The organism is Agromyces salentinus (assembly GCF_009749395.1).
GTDB classification, from domain to species: Bacteria; Actinomycetota; Actinomycetes; order Actinomycetales; family Microbacteriaceae; genus Agromyces; species Agromyces salentinus.
The window spans coordinates 13,808-29,098 of sequence record NZ_WBIR01000030.1 but is presented as its reverse complement, the minus strand read 5'-3'; the positions used below and the strand labels follow the sequence as shown (position 1 = coordinate 29,098).

The window sequence follows — 15,291 nt, the reverse complement described above, 5'->3', positions numbered from 1 at the left end:
CGGCGATGAGGAGAATCAGCGGCGGGAAATGACCTAACGCGAAATCGGCAAGGTCCGAGTCGGTTGAGAACCATGCCGTGAGGAGATTCGCGGCACCGCCCGCGACCAACACGTACACGAGGACCGCAGCGAGCCCGACAAGGAACACCCGCGGAACCCGCGTCGACCGACCCGAATCCGCCCCCGTCAGGTCCTCGATACCGCTCACTTTGTTTTGTTTCATCCGGTCCTCCCGCGGCTCAGCCTATTGCCGAACATCACGGACACCGCTTCCAAGCGACGTAACGAAGCGCCCGCAAATGGATCGCTCTACGGTGACTGCTCCATGTGTCTCAGTCTTCGAGACGGCCGCTTCCACCTATCAATTCACCTCGAGCGAGCCGACGGCTCAGGATGATCGCGGCGGCTGTGAATGGGAGAGCCATGAACAAGGGCCACCATCGTTCGAACCAGTTTTCTCCGTGTCCTAGCCACAACATCCACACCCACAGCGCCCAGCTCGCGACCGCCGTCAACGACACGAGGACGGTGAAGAAAATGGCGCGCCTTCGCTGGGCCATACCGAGACGCTACGCCGAACATCCGTCTGATGCTCGCACTCTCTGGAGGATCGCTCAACGAGACGCCCGAAGCGTGCGCCACCCAAGTCGGACTCCCGTGCTCGCCCCTCTCTGGACTTCGGCGCTCGGTCGCGGCGTGCAGCGATTACCCGGTGTCCTCGATCGGGGTGACGTCGGCGGCCGCGGATAGGCTCGGCCCATGTTTGAGCTGGCGCTTCCGGGTGATTATGCGAGCGTCCTCGTCGGGCTCGCGGAGCGCGTGCGCGAGTCACGTTACCGCGCCCAGCGCCAGGTCAACACCGAGCTGATCCGCCTCAATTGGCACATCGGCAACGTGCTCGCAGAGCGGACCGATGATGCCCAATGGGGTGCCAAGGTGATCCAGCGGCTCTCCTCCGACCTGCGTGCCGAGTTCCCAGACTCCCGCGGGTTTTCGCCCCGCAACCTGACCTATATGCGCTCGTTCGCTCGGGCCTGGCCGGAACCTACGGAAATCGCGCAACAGCCTGTTGCGCAGTTGCCGTGGGGACACATCACCGTGCTCCTCGACAAGCTCGCTGACCAGGAGTTGCGGGATTGGTACGCCGAGCAAACCGTCGCCCACGGGTGGACACGCGGGACGCTCGAGCATCACATCAAGACCACTGCGCACCTTCGGTTCGGGGCGGCGCCGGCGAACTTCGATCGCATCCTTGCGCCTGGGGCATCCGACCTTGCGCAACAGATCACGAAGGACCCCTACGTGTTCGACTTCCTCCGCATCGAGCCGGGCCACGCGGAGCGGGAGCTCGAGCAGGCGCTCGTGGAACGGATCATCGAGACACTCGGAGAATTGGGCAGCGGATTCAGCTTCGTTGGGCGGCAGGTTCCATTCGATGTGGACGGCGACGAGTTCTTTGTCGACCTCCTGTTCTTCCACGTCGAGCAGCTGCGCTATGTCGTGGTCGAGCTGAAGGTCGGCAAGTTCAAGCCTGAGTATGCCGGCCAGCTCGGCTTCTACGTCGAGCTCGTTGAGGACCGGCTGCGCCGCCCAGCACACGGCGCGACCGTTGGCCTCCTCTTGTGCACGGACAAGAATGACCGCGTGGTGCGCTACGCCCTCGCAAGTAGCAACCAGCCCATCGCGATAGCCAGCTACGACCTACTCCCTGCCGCCGAACGAGCGGCACTGCCCTCAGAGGCTGACATTCAACGCGTGCTCGAAACTCCGTGAACAGTTCGCGCAACCGCTCGTTGCGCGATTGCCCAATCGAGCCAACTCAGTGCGAATCTGTGGCCCGTAGACGGATCCGCTACGGACGACGCTCCGTCATCTGACGGCCGCTCGGTATGGTGGCGACATGCAAGGAAGGTGCCTCGATAGTCCCGCGACACATGTCCTCCCAGTCTCGCTCGCGGGTGCCGGCGCCACAGTCGTCGAACGCGCTTCGTTCGCGTGCGTCCCGCGAAATCGCTCACCGGAACTCCGATGACCTGGGCGCACCGCCAGTTGCTTGCTGATGATGCGAGTCGACTCCGTCTCATTGCTGCTTGGGAAGACGTCAGGGCGAAACTCACCGTGGCGGCGCGCGGCCTCGAATCGTTCGATGCATCCCGAGGCGACTTCGAAGCAGCGCTGAACGAGGTAGCGCCCGATCTGGAAAAGCTCGACGCCGCGATCCACGCAGCAGTAGCAGCAGGAATCAGCGACATGGGAATCGCTCTCGAGTCCAGCATCGAGTTACGGCTTGCCCGCCACGTAGTCAGCGGCGGAACAAGCCTCGCCTATTTCGATTCGAAGTACGAGAGCCTGAAGCTTCCCCGCTCGAGCAAGTCACAATGAGCCCCAGCGAGAACTACGGGCGGTCTAGCTTGTCGTGATCCGTGATCGAGCGCGCGGCCCGTTGCGCCTGCGCGGCTCCGACAAGGGCCCAGGCGATGAGCCATCCGGCGCCGGCGAGCAGCACGACGGCCGCGGTGATCATCACGGGCTCGGACGCAGGACTGACGACGATGAGCACGGCTGCTGCCGCTCCACCCATGATGGGTCCCCACCCCGCGATCGCCGTTGCACGAGCAGACGCGCGGTGGGCCGCGTCCCACGCGGCATCGGAAGACAATGTCAACGACGTTCGCACACCGGCGACCTGGTTGCGGGGCAGACGACCATCCCCACCCCGACGGGAAAGCCACATCACGAGAATTCCGCACCCGCCAAGCGCGAGCGCGGCGACGAGGACGGAGATCTGCGCACCACTCATCGTCCAACCCTAGAACGGCGGCATCGTGGCAGCAGCGGTTCCGAACCGGGCGTTCCTGCTATTCGGGTGAGGTGCAGCCGATCCGATGCGCCGCTGAAACGATCGACTCTGGGCCTACGGATGACGCGGGGTCTTAGCCGAGAGCGGCGGAGCCGAACGCCGGGAAGTGTGGCGCAACGTAATTGGCCACGGTGAGCGTCTGGATTGCCGGCATGGTCCAAGTGCCGGGCACTTCGATCTCCTGCGTCGGTGCCGACGGGTCTATCGACGCGATCTCGTAGCCGCCCTCGGCGGAGCCCCAGTGGCCGTCCGTGTCCTGAAGCAATGGGTCTGTCTTGAGGTACAGACGCAGGTCCGACGCGTCGCCGGTTTGGAAGTCCTCAAGCATGACCCAAACCGAGCCATCAGCGCGGCGTTCGATCCGAGCGGTCCCAGTCGTGTCCGAGGCCTGCGAGACGAACGACCCAGTGAGTGGCAACTGCTGCTCGAACTCGCTGAGAGCCCGCGGTTCAGAAGCGGTGGATGAGGACGGGGCGGGCTCGATAGCGGTGGATGTCACGGGTGTCGGCACTGGGGCCGTCGCGACCGTGCATCCGCACATCGCGAGCGCAAGGCCCACCGCGGTGGTCCACCGAATTGCCTGCATGCGACTCATCTCGCTCACCGTAGCGGGAGCCGCACAACTGCGTCATTCATGGCGCGACCAAGACTCACCCCAATCGACACGACCAGCTCTTGCCCGAAGACGAATCCGTCAGTGCGAAATCAGAGCCGCCATGACTGGTCGGGGTCCTTGTCCTTGAGGAAGGCCCAAAGGATAACGCCATTGAGCACTGCGACTCCGAGAAGTGCCCACCCCCGATAGTCGGCCACGTCGACGATGAGGAACCAAGCACCGGCGATCAGGAACAGCACCCCGATCACGATCCCGAGCCACACCCGCACGGTCTTCATGGCCCCATGCTACGCCGAGGCCGTTTTCGCGCCACGGAACAGCGCCGCTCAGGGATCCGCCTTCGCCGCATCGGTATCGCGGGAGCCGATCCGCCTGCGGTCCTCGCGTCTGGACGGCAAAGGGACCCGCCGGCGACCTCATCGCCGGTGCAGTTGTGGGAACGCCTCGGCGCTACCGGAGCGTCTGATGACTAGTTCGATCTCACGCGACCGCTAGTCGGGGCGGACCATGAGGGCGACAGCGAGAACGATCGTCAGCACAAGGGAAGCGCTGATCGCACCAGCTGTGAGCCAAGAGGCGAGGCGTTCACTGCTCATGTGACCATCGTGTTGCAGCGGGACGGCCATTGGAAGGATCGTCGTTCACCTCGGACCAGAGGATGGACCCTCGCTCGCTGAGGCCCCGGAACGCGAACAACACACGAATTCCTCACCATGATCCCCACGCCTGGGGACGACCCGAAGAGACTGTGTGTGACGACGAGAGGGCGGGGGTGCGCATGTTCGCTGACGAGAGCGTTGAGGCATTCGCGGCCCTTGCTTTCGTGGTCCTGCTCCTGATCGCGACCATTGCGATGGGCGTGGCCGCTGGCCGACGCCGCTGAACATGTCGGTTCACCAGGAACGACGCCGGGAGGCGGACCCGCAAGCTCGCCACCGCACGTCATTGTTCGAGGAACCGCACCGGGAGTTCGGCGATGTGCAGCCCCGAGGAGCGGATGACGTCCTCGATGGCCCGATGATGGCGATCCGGAGCGACGATCTGCACCTTCTCGACCCCGTCGATCGGGGTGCCACCGCCATCGGCCCAATAGCTGCTCACCGCGTGCTCATCCGCGAGCTCGGCGAGCATCTCAAGGTATTCCGCACTCTCGTGCGGCTCGAGGATGAGGCCGAGATTCATGGCGTTGATCTCGACGGCGTCGTTTCCGGACAAACCGGCCGCCGCGAGCAGATCGTCGGCGTGCTCGATGAGCGGCAGAAGATGCGCGAACCCGGACGGTATCTGCTCCTCGAGCGCGACGAGCGCGAATCTGCCGTTCTCCCAGATACTCGGCTGAATCGCGAGGCCCGGCGCGATCCGGTCGAGTTCGTCCACGATCCGAACCGCGTCGAGTCCGAAGTCGGGACAGCGCGCACCACGATCTGCAGCGGTCGGAGTCGTTGGTGCCGCATGGAGTGACACCTCGGATGCGGAGGGCGTGCGCACATGGACCGACCAGGTGACGGCGTCTCGATAGTCGGTTGTGCAGGCTGCTTCGAGCAGTGCGGGAAGTCCGGCTTGATCCACCGTGACGGTCATCCACGACGTCGGAGTCCAGAAGGTCGGCGCTTCGACCCATCGCTCGGCGTCCACGCTGTGCACGCCGGGGAGCTGCTCGATGTGGCGTTCGAACTCGTCAAACTCGGGAGTCGAACGATCGAAGTGGGTTTCGTTGATCATCCAGCCGAAGGTCACGACCGCGCCGATGACGAGGCCCAGGGTCGAAAGAACCAGAACGGACAGCCACACGCGCGTCGCCGTCGACGCGCGATGGCGATCGGCGTCGCCACCCTCGGGCATCGGCCTGTGTTCCACCGTGAGATTCGTCGGCATCGCATCGCCCTCCACGAACACCTGTGTCAACGCTGTCGAACGTAGCGCGCGATGGCGACATCGAAGTGACGAAACCTGAAACCCGAGACCAACCTTGACCGCCGGCCTCTGAGATGCGGACGACAACGCCACGGTTGGCTCGTCAAAGGAGTCAGGAAGGGTCGCAGGATGCCGGCTGCCCCGGCCGTTCCGATCGCGCTCATCGCACGCGCGATCATCGGCGCGTGGGCCTCATCAGAGGAGGGCGAGCACCAGGGCGAGGCATGCCGTCGCAGCGCCCAGCGTGCGAACGTGGTTCCAGCCGGTCCATCCTGGCCGGAACGAGTCCCACGCGGCAGCGAGTGCCGGGCCGTCCTCGTCGGATGCCGCGGCCAGCCGATCGTTGCGGGGCACGTTGGCGCCGGCCGTGACGCCCACGACCCCGACGAGGTACAGCGCCGCCCCGGCGATCGTCCACCACGCCGTACCAGCCGGCCCGCCGACGACGGTCAGCACGGCGAGCACCGTCACGAGGAGTGCGGTGCCGAAGATGGCGAGCATCAGCGGCGCGCGCACCGCGGTCACGTTGATCTCTCGCATGGTTCGGGCGGCTTCGGCGGCTGGGAGCCGGTTGATGCCCTGCATCACGAATCCCGAGAAGGCGAAGAACACACCGGCCACGAGGCCCGTTCCGAGGATCGCGATGATGTGCAGGACCGTGGCGAGCGCATTCATCCGCCCAGTCTGTTGCAGGAGGTCACCGCTCCACCAGTCGGGCGGAACAGGGTCAGGCCCAGAGCTGCAGCCGATCCCATCCGTGCTCGGTCCGTTCGTACCGCAGCCTCAGGTGGTTCCGGCCGGGGTCTCCTTGCCAGAACTCGATGCTCGCCGGCCGGACACGCCACACCGTCCACTCGGGCGAGACGAGGTCGGGTTCCGACTCCAGTCGTGCGAGGCGTTCCGCGACGATGCGATCCCGTTCCTCGAGATCGAGCAGCGGTGCGCTCTGGCGACCCGCCAGGGCGATCGCCTTCGCCGCCGCGTTGCGCGCCCTGAAGTCCGAAGCCGACTCGGCCGGGGTCGCCCGCTCGGCGAGGCCCCGCACACGAACGGACCGCGCCAGGGGCGTCCAGTAGAACGTGAGCGCGACATGCGGGTCGGCTCCCAGTTGCCGGCCCTTCGCGGACTCGTCGCCGGTGGCGATCTCGAACGACCCGTCTGCGGTGACGTCCTTGAGCACGAGGATGCGAGCGTCCGGTCGGCCGTCAGGGTCGACGTTCGACAGCGTGAGCGCATGCGGCTCGGCGACCTCGGCTGCGAGCGCGACCTCCAGCCAGTCGACGAACAGTGCTCGCGGTTCATCGGGCGCATTCGACGGATCGAAGTGCGGGGGGCGGCCCACGATCGACGGGGTGCTCCGGAGGCGGTCGCGCAGGGTCGTCATCGTCCCAGCTTGGCACTCGCCCCGGAGCAGCGGATTCGTACGCCAGTCCGGGTGTCGATCCAAGGGGGAGAAGGGGGCCGTGCCGGCGCCGCTCGGCTAGCATTCTGGGATGACGAATCCGGCGCCGATCGACGACGTCCCAGTAGGCGGTGAGGTCATCCGCCTCGGGCAGTTCCTCAAGTTCGCGGGGCTCCTCGACTCCGGGGGAGACGTGAAGGAAGCCATCGCCAATGGCGAGGTGACCGTCAACGGCGAGGTCGACCGCCGGCGCGGACGGCAGCTGCGAGCGGGCGACATCGTCCGCTACGAGGGGCGGATGGTGCGCGTCAGCTCGTGACTCCGCGCGCGGCCCGTGCTCGGGCCTTGATCTCGAGGATGACCTCGGACTTCGCGTCGGCGTAGTCGTTCATGTCGTCCCATCGCCGGCTCAGCAGCATCCGCTTCGTGCGCTCGTAGAGGTCTCGGTCGTCCGCGTCGGAGCGGAGGTGATCGCGCAGGAGGAGGTACTCGTCCACGGCGGGGTCGCCCCGCTCGAGGAGGTGCACGTGGACGTCGCGCGCCGGCGTTCGCACGAGGCGATGGCCCGGTTCGCGGACCCGCAGCTCGTAGCCCGCATCGAGCAGGTCGTCGAGGTAGTCCTCCTCGGCGGTGATGTCGGCGACCGTCACCACGATGTCGATGATCGGCTTCGCCGCGAGTCCGGGAACCGACGTGGATCCGATGTGCTCGATCTCGACGTCCGCCGCGGAGAGGGCCTCCAGGATGCGCTGCCGGTGCTCGGCGTACCTGCCCGGCCAACCGGGGTCGGGGTCGTGCAGGTCGACGGTGAGCGCCTCCCTGCCTCCGATCAGGTCGAGGGCCGTGACATCCGGTCGGCGCTGCTGGCGCGGTTTCTCCACCGTGACATTCTCGCCCCTGAGTGAGGAGCATGATGGGTGCATGCCCGCCGCCCACCGCCCCGGCCTCCAGGTCGACTCGCGACTCACGATCCCCGAGTCCGAGTTGAGCTGGCGCTTCTCGCGGTCCTCCGGTCCGGGCGGGCAGGGCGTGAACACCGCCGATTCGCGGGCCGAACTCGTGTGGGATGTCGCGGGGTCGGCCGTGCTGTCTCCGCTCCAGCGCGAGCGACTGCTCGAGCGCCTGGGCGGTCGCCTCGTCGACGGCGTCCTGACGATCACCGCATCGGAGCACCGTTCGCAGCTGCTCAACCGGAACGCCGCGCGTGAGCGCCTCGCCGTCGTCGTGGGCGACGGGCTCAGGCCGCCACCGCCGACCCGCCGCCCGACGAAGCCGAGCCGTGGCGCCAAGGAGCGGCGCCTGGACGCGAAGAAGCGGCGCACCGACGTCAAGCGGCTGCGCCGCCCCCCGCAGGACTGACGGAGACGACCGGACGGCACCCGTCAAGGGGGTTGCGAGGCTCCGCGACGGGACGGAACGTGGAGGTGCAAGAGCGCTCAGCGGCGCCCGTGCTGCGGCGCCCGAGGAAGGGAAGGACATGAGCCGTTCGACCTCGCACATGACGCAGGAGGCCCGCCGCGGCATCCGAAGCCGGCCGAGGCTCACGCGGAACGTCGCACCCGGCGTGCACCGGCTCGAGCATGCCTACGTCAACTGCTACCTCCTCGAGGAGCAGGACGCCCTCACGATCGTCGACACGGCGCACCCGCGCACCTGGCGCCCCATCGTCCAGGCGATCACCGCGCTCGGGCGTCGGCCCGAGGACGTCAGGGCGATCGTGCTCACCCACGCGCACTTCGACCACCTCGGCTTCGCCGGGCGGGCGCGGGCGGAGTGGGGCGTGCCGATCTTCGCGCATGCCGAGGAGGACGAGCTCGCGGCGCATCCGTACAGCTACGCGCATGAGAATCCGCGCCTGATCTACCCGATCCGGCATCCGAAGGCGATCCCGGCGCTCGTCGGGATGATGAGGGCGGGGGCGCTCTCGGTCCGGGGCGTCACCGGTCTCGTCCCGATGCTGCCCGGCGAGGTGCTCGACGTGCCGGGGCATCCGCGGGTCGTGTTCACGCCCGGCCACACGTTCGGGCACTGCGCGCTCTCGCTCCCCGCGGCCGACGCCGTACTGAGCGGCGACGCGCTCGTGACCTTCAACCCGTACACGGGCGGCGACGGACCCCAGATCGTGTCGGGTGCGGCGACCGCCGACAGCGCCATGGCGCTCGCCTCGCTGGACGGGCTCGCCGAGACCGGCGCGTCGGTGCTACTGCCCGGCCACGGCGAACCGTGGCGCAACGGGTCGGATGCCGCGACCGCCGCCGCTCGGGCGGCCGGGCCGTCGTAGTCGGTGCTCGCCCGCGTGCCCGCCCGCCGCGCCTGCGCGCTGCGCCCGCCTCGTGCAACCTGCGGGTAGGGCCATCGTGGTGGCTGGGGCGAGGGCGGTCACGCAGCCGGTGCCGCTCGGCGGTGACGCGCGTATCGTGAGGCGGGTCCGCATCGAGTGCGCGGCAGGCGGCACCGAGGCGACGGCGCGCTCGACGGTGAGGAGGAGCCATGACCGACGTCGTCATCCTGAGCGGCGGCGGGCGCTACGCCGACCCGTGGCATCCGTTCGCCGAGACGAGCGCGGCGCTCGCCGACCTGGCGCGGGAAGCCGGCTACGAGGTCGACGTGCGCGATGACCCGGATGCCGCGCTCGCGGCCCTCGACCCGGGGGTCCGCGTCCTCGTGGTGAACGCGGGCGACCCCGGCGACCGCCCGCCGGCCGACGAGCGGGTGGTCGCCGCTGCGGAGGCGGCCCTCGACGCGGCGTCGGAACGCGGCGTCGGCATCCTCGCGATGCACGCGGCGGCGGCGAGTCTGCGGGACTACGCCGCGTTCGAACGCGCCCTCGGCGGCCGCTGGGTGCCCGACGTGTCGTGGCATCCGCCGATCGGGCGCGCGCACGTGCACGTCGTCGGCAACCACGCGATCGCCGAGGGCCTCACCGACTTCACGGTCGTCGACGAGCGGTACACGCGCCTGCAACTGCTCGCCACGATCGAGCCGATCGCCGAGCACGAGGAGGACGGCACGCGGCATCCGCTCGTCTGGGCACGCGAGGTCGGCCATTCGCGACTGGTCTACGACGCACTGGGGCACGACGTGCGCTCCTACGAGTCGCCCGAGCACCGGGCGCTCCTGACGCGGGCACTCGCCTGGCTCGCCGCGGTGCCCGGCCCGAGCGCGGACGATCGGGTCTAGGCCGGCTCCTGGCGGCATCCCGGCGGCAGATCTCCTGCAGCCGGGATGCCGAGCGTCAGCGCTGCGTCGCCGTCTTCGCGGGCGGGAACGCGGGCGGCGCGGTGATCGGGCCGCTCGTCGGCGCCGGCGATTCGGGCGAGGCCGCTGCCGACTGGTCGGAGAACGCCGCCCCCTCGGAGAACGCGGAGCCCTCCGAGAACGCCGACCCCTCGGCGAACGACCCGGGCATCGAGAACGACTCGGGTTCGACGAAGGAGCCGCGCGTCGCGACCGGCCGAGCCCAGTCGGGCTCGCCGATCGGCTCCTCGCCGGCCTCATCGGGCTCCTCGACGCCGGCCGAGTCGGCGAGCGCCTCCTGGTCGGCCTGGGGGAGGTTGCCGAGACGGTCGACCTGTTCGGTCAGCGCGTCGAGCACCGAGCGGAGCTGGATCTGGGCGACCTTGGCGTACGTGCGCACGTACTCGATCTCGGGAAGCGTCGGACCCTCGGGCTTGGCGGGACCGGCCGACAGCCCTGCGACCACGTGGCCGGCGCTGCGCTCCGCGCGCTCCAGGACCTCGCGGTACTGGTCGCGTGCCGCCACGACGAGATCGCGGGCGTACTGCTCGGCATCGGCCACGGCCCGGTCGGCGATCAGTTGCGCCTGCGAGAGCAGGCCGACGGCTCCGGCGGCGATCTCCTGCTCGACGTCGGTGCCGGCCTCGGCGCGGAGCTTCGCGTTTTCGGCGCGCAGGCTGGCCAGTTCACGTCGCTCGCTCTCGAGGGCGGTGCGGACCTCGCCGACGCTCGTGGACAGCCGCTGCAGGAACGCATCGACCTCCACGCGGTCGTAGCCGCCGCCGATGTGCTTCGTGGCGAAGCGGACCTCGCCGGCCTCGGGGAGGCGACCGACGGCGCCGGCCAGCGCACCCTCGTGCTCGGCGGCGGGAGGGGCGTCGGGAATCGCGTCGTCGTCGATGCGGTCGGGTGTCATGCGCGGGTCCCCACTTGCTCTTCGGCAGCCCGGGCCGGCTGCGGGTTCTGGGTGTGGTGATGCGTTGCGTGGCTGTCCTCGTCGAGCGTCGCGAACTGCTCGAAGCGGATGTCGGTCGAGGGCAGGCCGGCGTCGCGGAGGCGCGACACGGTGTGCCGCACCATGTCGGGAGATCCGACGACGAGGGCGAGCTGACCGGGCCTGGCGTCTTCGGCGGCGGCATCGCCGACGAGGCCCTGGCGGCCGGGATAGCTCGAGTCGCCGGACACCACGGGCGTGTAGGTGAACCAGGGGCGCACGGTCAGGTCGCGGAGGAGCTTGGCCTCGTAGAGGTTCCAGGGCACTCGCGCCCCGTGGAAGAGGTGCACCCGGGGTGCCTGGCCGGTGGCCTGCCACCGCTGGTCGATGCGTTCGAGGTGGGCCCGCAGCGGCGCGAGTCCGGCCCCACCGGCGATCATCAGCAGGTCACGGCCGAGCTCGGGCTCGCCGAGCGTGAGTTCCTGGCCGATCGGGGCGCCGAGGCGCAGCGTGTCGCCCACGGAGAGCGTCCGGATCATGGCGCCGCTGACCTGCCCGCCGGGCACGAGCTGCACGTGCAACTCGATGGTGCCGTCGGCGCGCGGAGCGTTGGCCGGGCTGAAGTATCGCCAGAGCCGTGGTCTCGCCGGGATCTCGACGGCCATGGCCTGGCCGGGCTCGAACTCGAGGGCGGGGTCGGGGAGCACCTGGACGACGGCCACGTCGATGCTCCGCCGGTCGATCGCGAGCACGTGGGCGTTCCAGGAGGCCGGGGCCGTGGCCTCGGATTCCTCGGCCGCCTGGACCATGACCATCGCGATGAGGCCGTACGCCGCGGCCCAGTCGGCCGCGAGCTCCTCGGTCCAGCCGGCGCCGAGGAAGTGCTTCAGGGTCGCGAGCAGCGAGACGCCGACCGCGTCGTAGTGCTCGGCGATGACCTCGAAGCGCCGGTGGTCTCGCCCGAGCTGCTGGATGAACGCGGTCACCTCGTCGAGTTCGTCGACCCGGGACACGATGCGGCCCAGCGCGCCGACCAACCGGTCGCGCTGGGTCGCCATCGAGACCGGGAACATGCCTCGGAGCTCGGGGTGGGAGAGGAACAGGTGGGAGTAGAAGTAGAGCGGGACCTCGTCACCGAGTGACTCGGCCGCCGCCCACGTCTCCTTCAGCGCGGCAGTGTTCACCGATTCAGGCCTGCGTCGAGGTCACCTCGACGATGTCGGCCTCGGTGCCGCCGAGCGCGACGCCGACGCGGCCGATGATCTCGGCCAGCACGCCCGCCTCGGTCAGTGCGGTCACCAGGTGGCCGACGACGACGGCGAAGTCGTCGGTTGAGATGCCCATGCCCTCGTGCGCGGCCCGGAGCTCACGGCCCTCGTACTCGACCGGCCCGCCCATGACCTGCGAGACCAGCGCGACCTGGTGGCGCTTGAGCCGGACCATCTCGACCCCCTCGAAGTACCCGGCGAGCTGCTCGTCGGCGACGACGAGGTCGTAGAACCGGTTCACGACGGCGGTGATCGCCGGCGCCCCTCCGACGGCCTGGTAGTCGCTCACTTCGAGCACATCCGACTGGTCAACGCTGGGAGTCGTCATGTTTCATCCGTTCACTTGGGGGGTAGGGCTTGTGGGTACCTTTCCTAGCAGACCCGGAGGTCGCGTGGCCAATGCGTTCCCGGCCCGCGATCGGCGCCGTCGCCGGTCCGGCCTGAGGCGGTTACGGCCTACCAGCCGCTCCGGGTGGGCGTGTGCCCCTCGCGGGCGTCCTCGGGCATCGGCATCTCGGCGCGCAGGCCGAGCAGCCGGATCGGTCGCCCCGGCTCGATGCGGTCGGCGGCGAACCGGATCACGTGGTCGAGGACCTCGTCGCGGTCCGTGGTCTCCGGCACCTTGCGGCTGAAGGTCTTCGTGAGGAACGGCGCGTACCGCACCTTGAGGGTGAGTCGCATCACCGGCCGACCCTCGGCCGCGACATCCTCGAGCACGGCCTCGGCGAGGGTGCGCAGTGCGGTGTCCACCTCGGCGGGGTCGACGAGGTCGTGCTGGTACGTGGTCTCCCGGCTGTGCCCTCTGGCGACCCATTCGGTGTCGTCGACGACGCGCGCGCCCTCGCCGCGACCGAGGTCGAGGTACCACGGGCCCATCCGAGGGCCGAACTCGGTGACGAGCGGGCCCGCGTCGGCGGATGCCAGCTCGGCGACGTTCGTGATGCCGAGCGTCGCGAGGCGCTTGGAGACCTTCGCGCCGACGCCCCACAGTTCCCTCGTCGGCCGGTGGCCCATCACCTCGAGCCAGTTCTCCTCGGTCAGCCGGAACACGCCCTGCGGCTTGCCGAACCCGGTCGCGACCTTCGCGCGTACGAGCGTGTCGCCGATGCCGACGCTGCAGTGCAGGCGGGTGGCCGCGAGCACGGCCTGCTGCACGGCGCGGGCGTACGCCTCCGGGTCCTCGGTGCGCACCCCGAGGAAGGCCTCGTCCCAGCCGAGCACCTGCACCGTGGCGCCCGGCTGTGCGCGGAGCGTGGCCATGACGACGGCGGATGCCGCGGTGTAGGCCTCGTGGTCGACGGGGAGGATGACGGCCTCCGGTGCCTTGCGCGCGGCGATGCGCAGCGGCATGCCCGAACCGACCCCGAACCGGCGGGCCTCGTACGACGCCGTCGAGACGACCGCCCGTTCCGACGGGTCCCCGCGACCGCCGACGATCACGGGCAGTCCGGCGAGCTCGGGGCGCCGCAGCACCTCGACGGCAGCGATGAACTGGTCGAGGTCGACGTGCAGCACCCAGGCGCCCACGCCTTCAGTCTGCCGTGTCGCGGAAGCGTGCGGGAGGGGTCTCGCAGGCTGGGCGGATGTCGCGCGCTACGCGCCCGTGGGGCAGTGCACCTGCGTGCGCTCGCCGCTGCGATCGATGCGGTGCAGGTCCATCGAGCGGCCGCACAGCGGGCAGCGGGGATCGGCGGGCGGCATGTACGGCGCCTCGGGCCGGCCGATGCCGACCTGGGCCGGGCCGGTGAAGTTGTAGATGACGGCGTTGAAGCGGTTGTAGAAGCCCGGCTTGCCGAGGAACGGGTTCAGCCGTGAGGGCGTGCGGGGCGTCCGCGGTTCGGCCGGGGCCCCCGCGCCGGTCGCGCCATCCGTCTTCTTTCGTGCCATAACAGTTAGTATACTAACGATCGTGATCGCCCGCACCGACGACCGTCAGCCGCCTCCCGTCGAGGCCGACGAAGCCGATCCGCTCGCGCTCGAGCGCCAGCTCTGCTTCGCGCTCGCCGTCGCCTCGCGCCTCGTGATCGGCACGTACAAGCCGATCCTCGAACCCATGGGGCTGACGCATCCGCAGTACCTCGTGATGCTCGCCCTGTGGGAACAGGAGCCGCGCGCGCTCAGCGAGGTCGCCCGACTCGTCCGCCTCGAGCCCGCGACGCTGTCGCCGCTCGTCAAGCGCCTCGAGGCCGCGGGGTTCGTCACCCGTGAGCGGTCGAGTCATGACGAGCGCCAGCTCGCGCTGCGGCTCACCCCCGAGGGTCGCCGCCTGCGGCAGCAGGCCGAGCGGGTGCCCGAGCAGGTGGTCGCGGCGCTCGGCGTCGAGGTCGCCGAGCTCGCGCACCTGCACGCCGAGCTCTCCTCCCTGATCGGGCGCATCAGCCCCGAGGCATCCGCGACGCCGGCGGCCTGAGCCGGCCTCGCGGGAAGAGCCGTACCGCTCAGGCCCCGAGCACGGCGTCGACGAGCCGGACGGCGGTCCCGGCATCCGTGGGCGTGCGACTCAGCGCCCGGAGCACCACCGCTCCCACGAAGGCGTCGCCGAGCTCGTCGAGCGGACGGTCGGGGGAGAGCTGCCCGGCCGCCACGGCCGACTCGAAGCGCGCGCGCAGGAGCTGGTTGGCGCCGAGTCCCTCGGAGAGCCTCAGCCCGACGCTCGGGTGGTCGCCCGCTGCCGCGATGAGCGAGTGGACCATCGAGACGCCGCCCTCGCGATCGACGAAGGCGAGGATGCCGCGCAGCCAGGCGATGAGGTCGGCGCGCAGGTCCCCGGTGTCGGCCGGGCTGAAGCCCTCGCGGAAGAGCAGGCCCTCGAGCAGGCAGTCGGCGACGAGGGCGCCCTTCGAGGGCCACCAGCGGTAGATGGTCTGCTTGCCGACGTGGGCCTCGGCCGCGATGCCCTCCATCGTGAGCTGGTCGTACCCGCGCGTCTGGAAGAGCCGTGCGGTGGCCTCGAGGATCGCCACCCGCGCGGCTTCGCTGCGGACCGGACCACGTCGATGCTCGGACACCAGCACATGCTACCCATCGCCGTCCGGTCGGCCGCTCATGGTTCTCACAGAA

21 protein-coding genes are annotated in these 15,291 nt (G+C 69.5%); 7 read left to right on the top strand and 14 right to left on the bottom strand.

All coding sequences use genetic code 11. The features are described from left to right. Positions 1-223 (bottom strand): hypothetical protein (locus GQQ95_RS19540; RefSeq protein WP_212275610.1); only part of this gene is annotated, 223 nt, incomplete at its 3' end. Between the two features lie 536 nt (positions 224-759). Between GQQ95_RS19540 and GQQ95_RS18865 the strand changes: the two genes are divergently transcribed. Then, on the top strand, positions 760-1,773 hold the full coding sequence (locus GQQ95_RS18865; protein ID WP_157429150.1) for a PDDEXK nuclease domain-containing protein: 1,014 nt from the start codon (positions 760-762) through the stop codon (positions 1,771-1,773). A 255-nt stretch (positions 1,774-2,028) separates the two neighbouring features. Beyond that, the gene (locus tag GQQ95_RS18860; RefSeq protein ID WP_157429149.1) at positions 2,029-2,382 is read left to right on the top strand and encodes a hypothetical protein; all 354 of its coding nucleotides are present in this window, start codon (positions 2,029-2,031) and stop codon (positions 2,380-2,382) included. Positions 2,383-2,395: 13 nt separating this feature from the next. On the opposite strand, the gene GQQ95_RS18855 is transcribed toward GQQ95_RS18860, so the two are convergent. The 6 genes from GQQ95_RS18855 to GQQ95_RS18830 all read right to left on the bottom strand — a co-directional run bounded on the left by GQQ95_RS18855 (position 2,396) and on the right by GQQ95_RS18830 (position 6,774). Then, positions 2,396-2,800: an SdpI family protein gene (locus GQQ95_RS18855; RefSeq protein WP_157429148.1), complete on the bottom strand. Its 405-nt coding sequence runs from the start codon at positions 2,798-2,800 to the stop codon at positions 2,396-2,398. Between the two features lie 133 nt (positions 2,801-2,933). Then, positions 2,934-3,455, bottom strand: coding sequence for a hypothetical protein (locus tag GQQ95_RS18850; RefSeq protein ID WP_157429147.1), 522 nt, complete (start codon positions 3,453-3,455; stop codon positions 2,934-2,936). Between the two features lie 110 nt (positions 3,456-3,565). Beyond that, positions 3,566-3,754, bottom strand: a complete 189-nt coding sequence (locus GQQ95_RS18845; protein ID WP_157429146.1) for a hypothetical protein — start codon at positions 3,752-3,754, stop codon at positions 3,566-3,568. 664 nt (positions 3,755-4,418) lie between these two features. After that, entirely contained in the window at positions 4,419-5,381 is a 963-nt protein-coding gene (locus GQQ95_RS18840; RefSeq protein ID WP_157429145.1) for a DUF2267 domain-containing protein, read from the bottom strand. Between the two features lie 204 nt (positions 5,382-5,585). Further along, on the bottom strand, positions 5,586-6,065 hold the full coding sequence (locus tag GQQ95_RS18835; protein ID WP_157429144.1) for an anthrone oxygenase family protein: 480 nt from the start codon (positions 6,063-6,065) through the stop codon (positions 5,586-5,588). Positions 6,066-6,117: 52 nt separating this feature from the next. After that, positions 6,118-6,774, bottom strand: coding sequence for a pyridoxine/pyridoxamine 5'-phosphate oxidase (locus GQQ95_RS18830; RefSeq protein WP_157429143.1), 657 nt, complete (start codon positions 6,772-6,774; stop codon positions 6,118-6,120). Between the two features lie 109 nt (positions 6,775-6,883). On the opposite strand from GQQ95_RS18830, the gene GQQ95_RS18825 reads away from it, so the two are divergent. Continuing rightward, entirely contained in the window at positions 6,884-7,111 is a 228-nt protein-coding gene (locus tag GQQ95_RS18825) for an RNA-binding S4 domain-containing protein (RefSeq protein ID WP_157429142.1), read from the top strand. Here the strand turns inward: GQQ95_RS18825 and GQQ95_RS18820 are convergent. After that, complete coding sequence (locus GQQ95_RS18820; RefSeq protein WP_246205813.1) at positions 7,101-7,673, bottom strand: GrpB family protein; 573 nt, start codon at positions 7,671-7,673, stop codon at positions 7,101-7,103. The genes GQQ95_RS18825 and GQQ95_RS18820 overlap by 11 nt on opposite strands. 40 nt (positions 7,674-7,713) lie before the next feature. On the opposite strand from GQQ95_RS18820, the gene arfB reads away from it, so the two are divergent. From arfB to GQQ95_RS18805, 3 genes are all read left to right on the top strand, one after another. Beyond that, on the top strand, positions 7,714-8,151 hold the full coding sequence (gene arfB, locus GQQ95_RS18815; RefSeq protein ID WP_157429140.1) for an alternative ribosome rescue aminoacyl-tRNA hydrolase ArfB: 438 nt from the start codon (positions 7,714-7,716) through the stop codon (positions 8,149-8,151). A gap of 118 nt (positions 8,152-8,269) precedes the next feature. Beyond that, a complete protein-coding gene (locus tag GQQ95_RS18810; RefSeq protein ID WP_246205811.1) occupies positions 8,270-9,073 on the top strand; it encodes an MBL fold metallo-hydrolase in 804 nt (267 codons plus the stop codon). Between the two features lie 209 nt (positions 9,074-9,282). Beyond that, entirely contained in the window at positions 9,283-9,972 is a 690-nt protein-coding gene (locus GQQ95_RS18805; RefSeq protein ID WP_157429139.1) for a ThuA domain-containing protein, read from the top strand. Positions 9,973-10,027: 55 nt separating this feature from the next. On the opposite strand, the gene GQQ95_RS18800 is transcribed toward GQQ95_RS18805, so the two are convergent. The 5 genes from GQQ95_RS18800 to GQQ95_RS18780 form a co-directional block, all read right to left on the bottom strand. After that, positions 10,028-10,945, bottom strand: coding sequence for a DivIVA domain-containing protein (locus tag GQQ95_RS18800; RefSeq protein WP_157429138.1), 918 nt, complete (start codon positions 10,943-10,945; stop codon positions 10,028-10,030). Beyond that, positions 10,942-12,147, bottom strand: a complete 1,206-nt coding sequence (locus tag GQQ95_RS18795) for a globin domain-containing protein (RefSeq protein WP_157429137.1) — start codon at positions 12,145-12,147, stop codon at positions 10,942-10,944. Before GQQ95_RS18795 ends, GQQ95_RS18800 begins: the two co-directional genes overlap by 4 nt. A 4-nt stretch (positions 12,148-12,151) precedes the next feature. After that, positions 12,152-12,559 (bottom strand): group I truncated hemoglobin, encoded by a 408-nt coding sequence (locus GQQ95_RS18790; RefSeq protein WP_157429136.1) that lies wholly within the window; start codon positions 12,557-12,559, stop codon positions 12,152-12,154. A 128-nt stretch (positions 12,560-12,687) separates the two neighbouring features. Continuing rightward, a complete protein-coding gene (locus tag GQQ95_RS18785) occupies positions 12,688-13,758 on the bottom strand; it encodes a DNA polymerase IV (RefSeq protein ID WP_484456019.1) in 1,071 nt (356 codons plus the stop codon). 66 nt (positions 13,759-13,824) lie between these two features. Next, a complete protein-coding gene (locus GQQ95_RS18780) occupies positions 13,825-14,118 on the bottom strand; it encodes a hypothetical protein (RefSeq protein ID WP_246205809.1) in 294 nt (97 codons plus the stop codon). A gap of 22 nt (positions 14,119-14,140) precedes the next feature. On the opposite strand from GQQ95_RS18780, the gene GQQ95_RS18775 reads away from it, so the two are divergent. Beyond that, the gene (locus tag GQQ95_RS18775) at positions 14,141-14,641 is read left to right on the top strand and encodes a MarR family winged helix-turn-helix transcriptional regulator (protein ID WP_246205807.1); all 501 of its coding nucleotides are present in this window, start codon (positions 14,141-14,143) and stop codon (positions 14,639-14,641) included. Positions 14,642-14,669: 28 nt separating this feature from the next. Here GQQ95_RS18775 and GQQ95_RS18770 read toward each other — a convergent pair whose 3' ends face one another. Further along, positions 14,670-15,239 (bottom strand): TetR/AcrR family transcriptional regulator, encoded by a 570-nt coding sequence (locus GQQ95_RS18770; RefSeq protein ID WP_246205806.1) that lies wholly within the window; start codon positions 15,237-15,239, stop codon positions 14,670-14,672. Positions 15,240-15,291 lie beyond the last annotated feature (52 nt).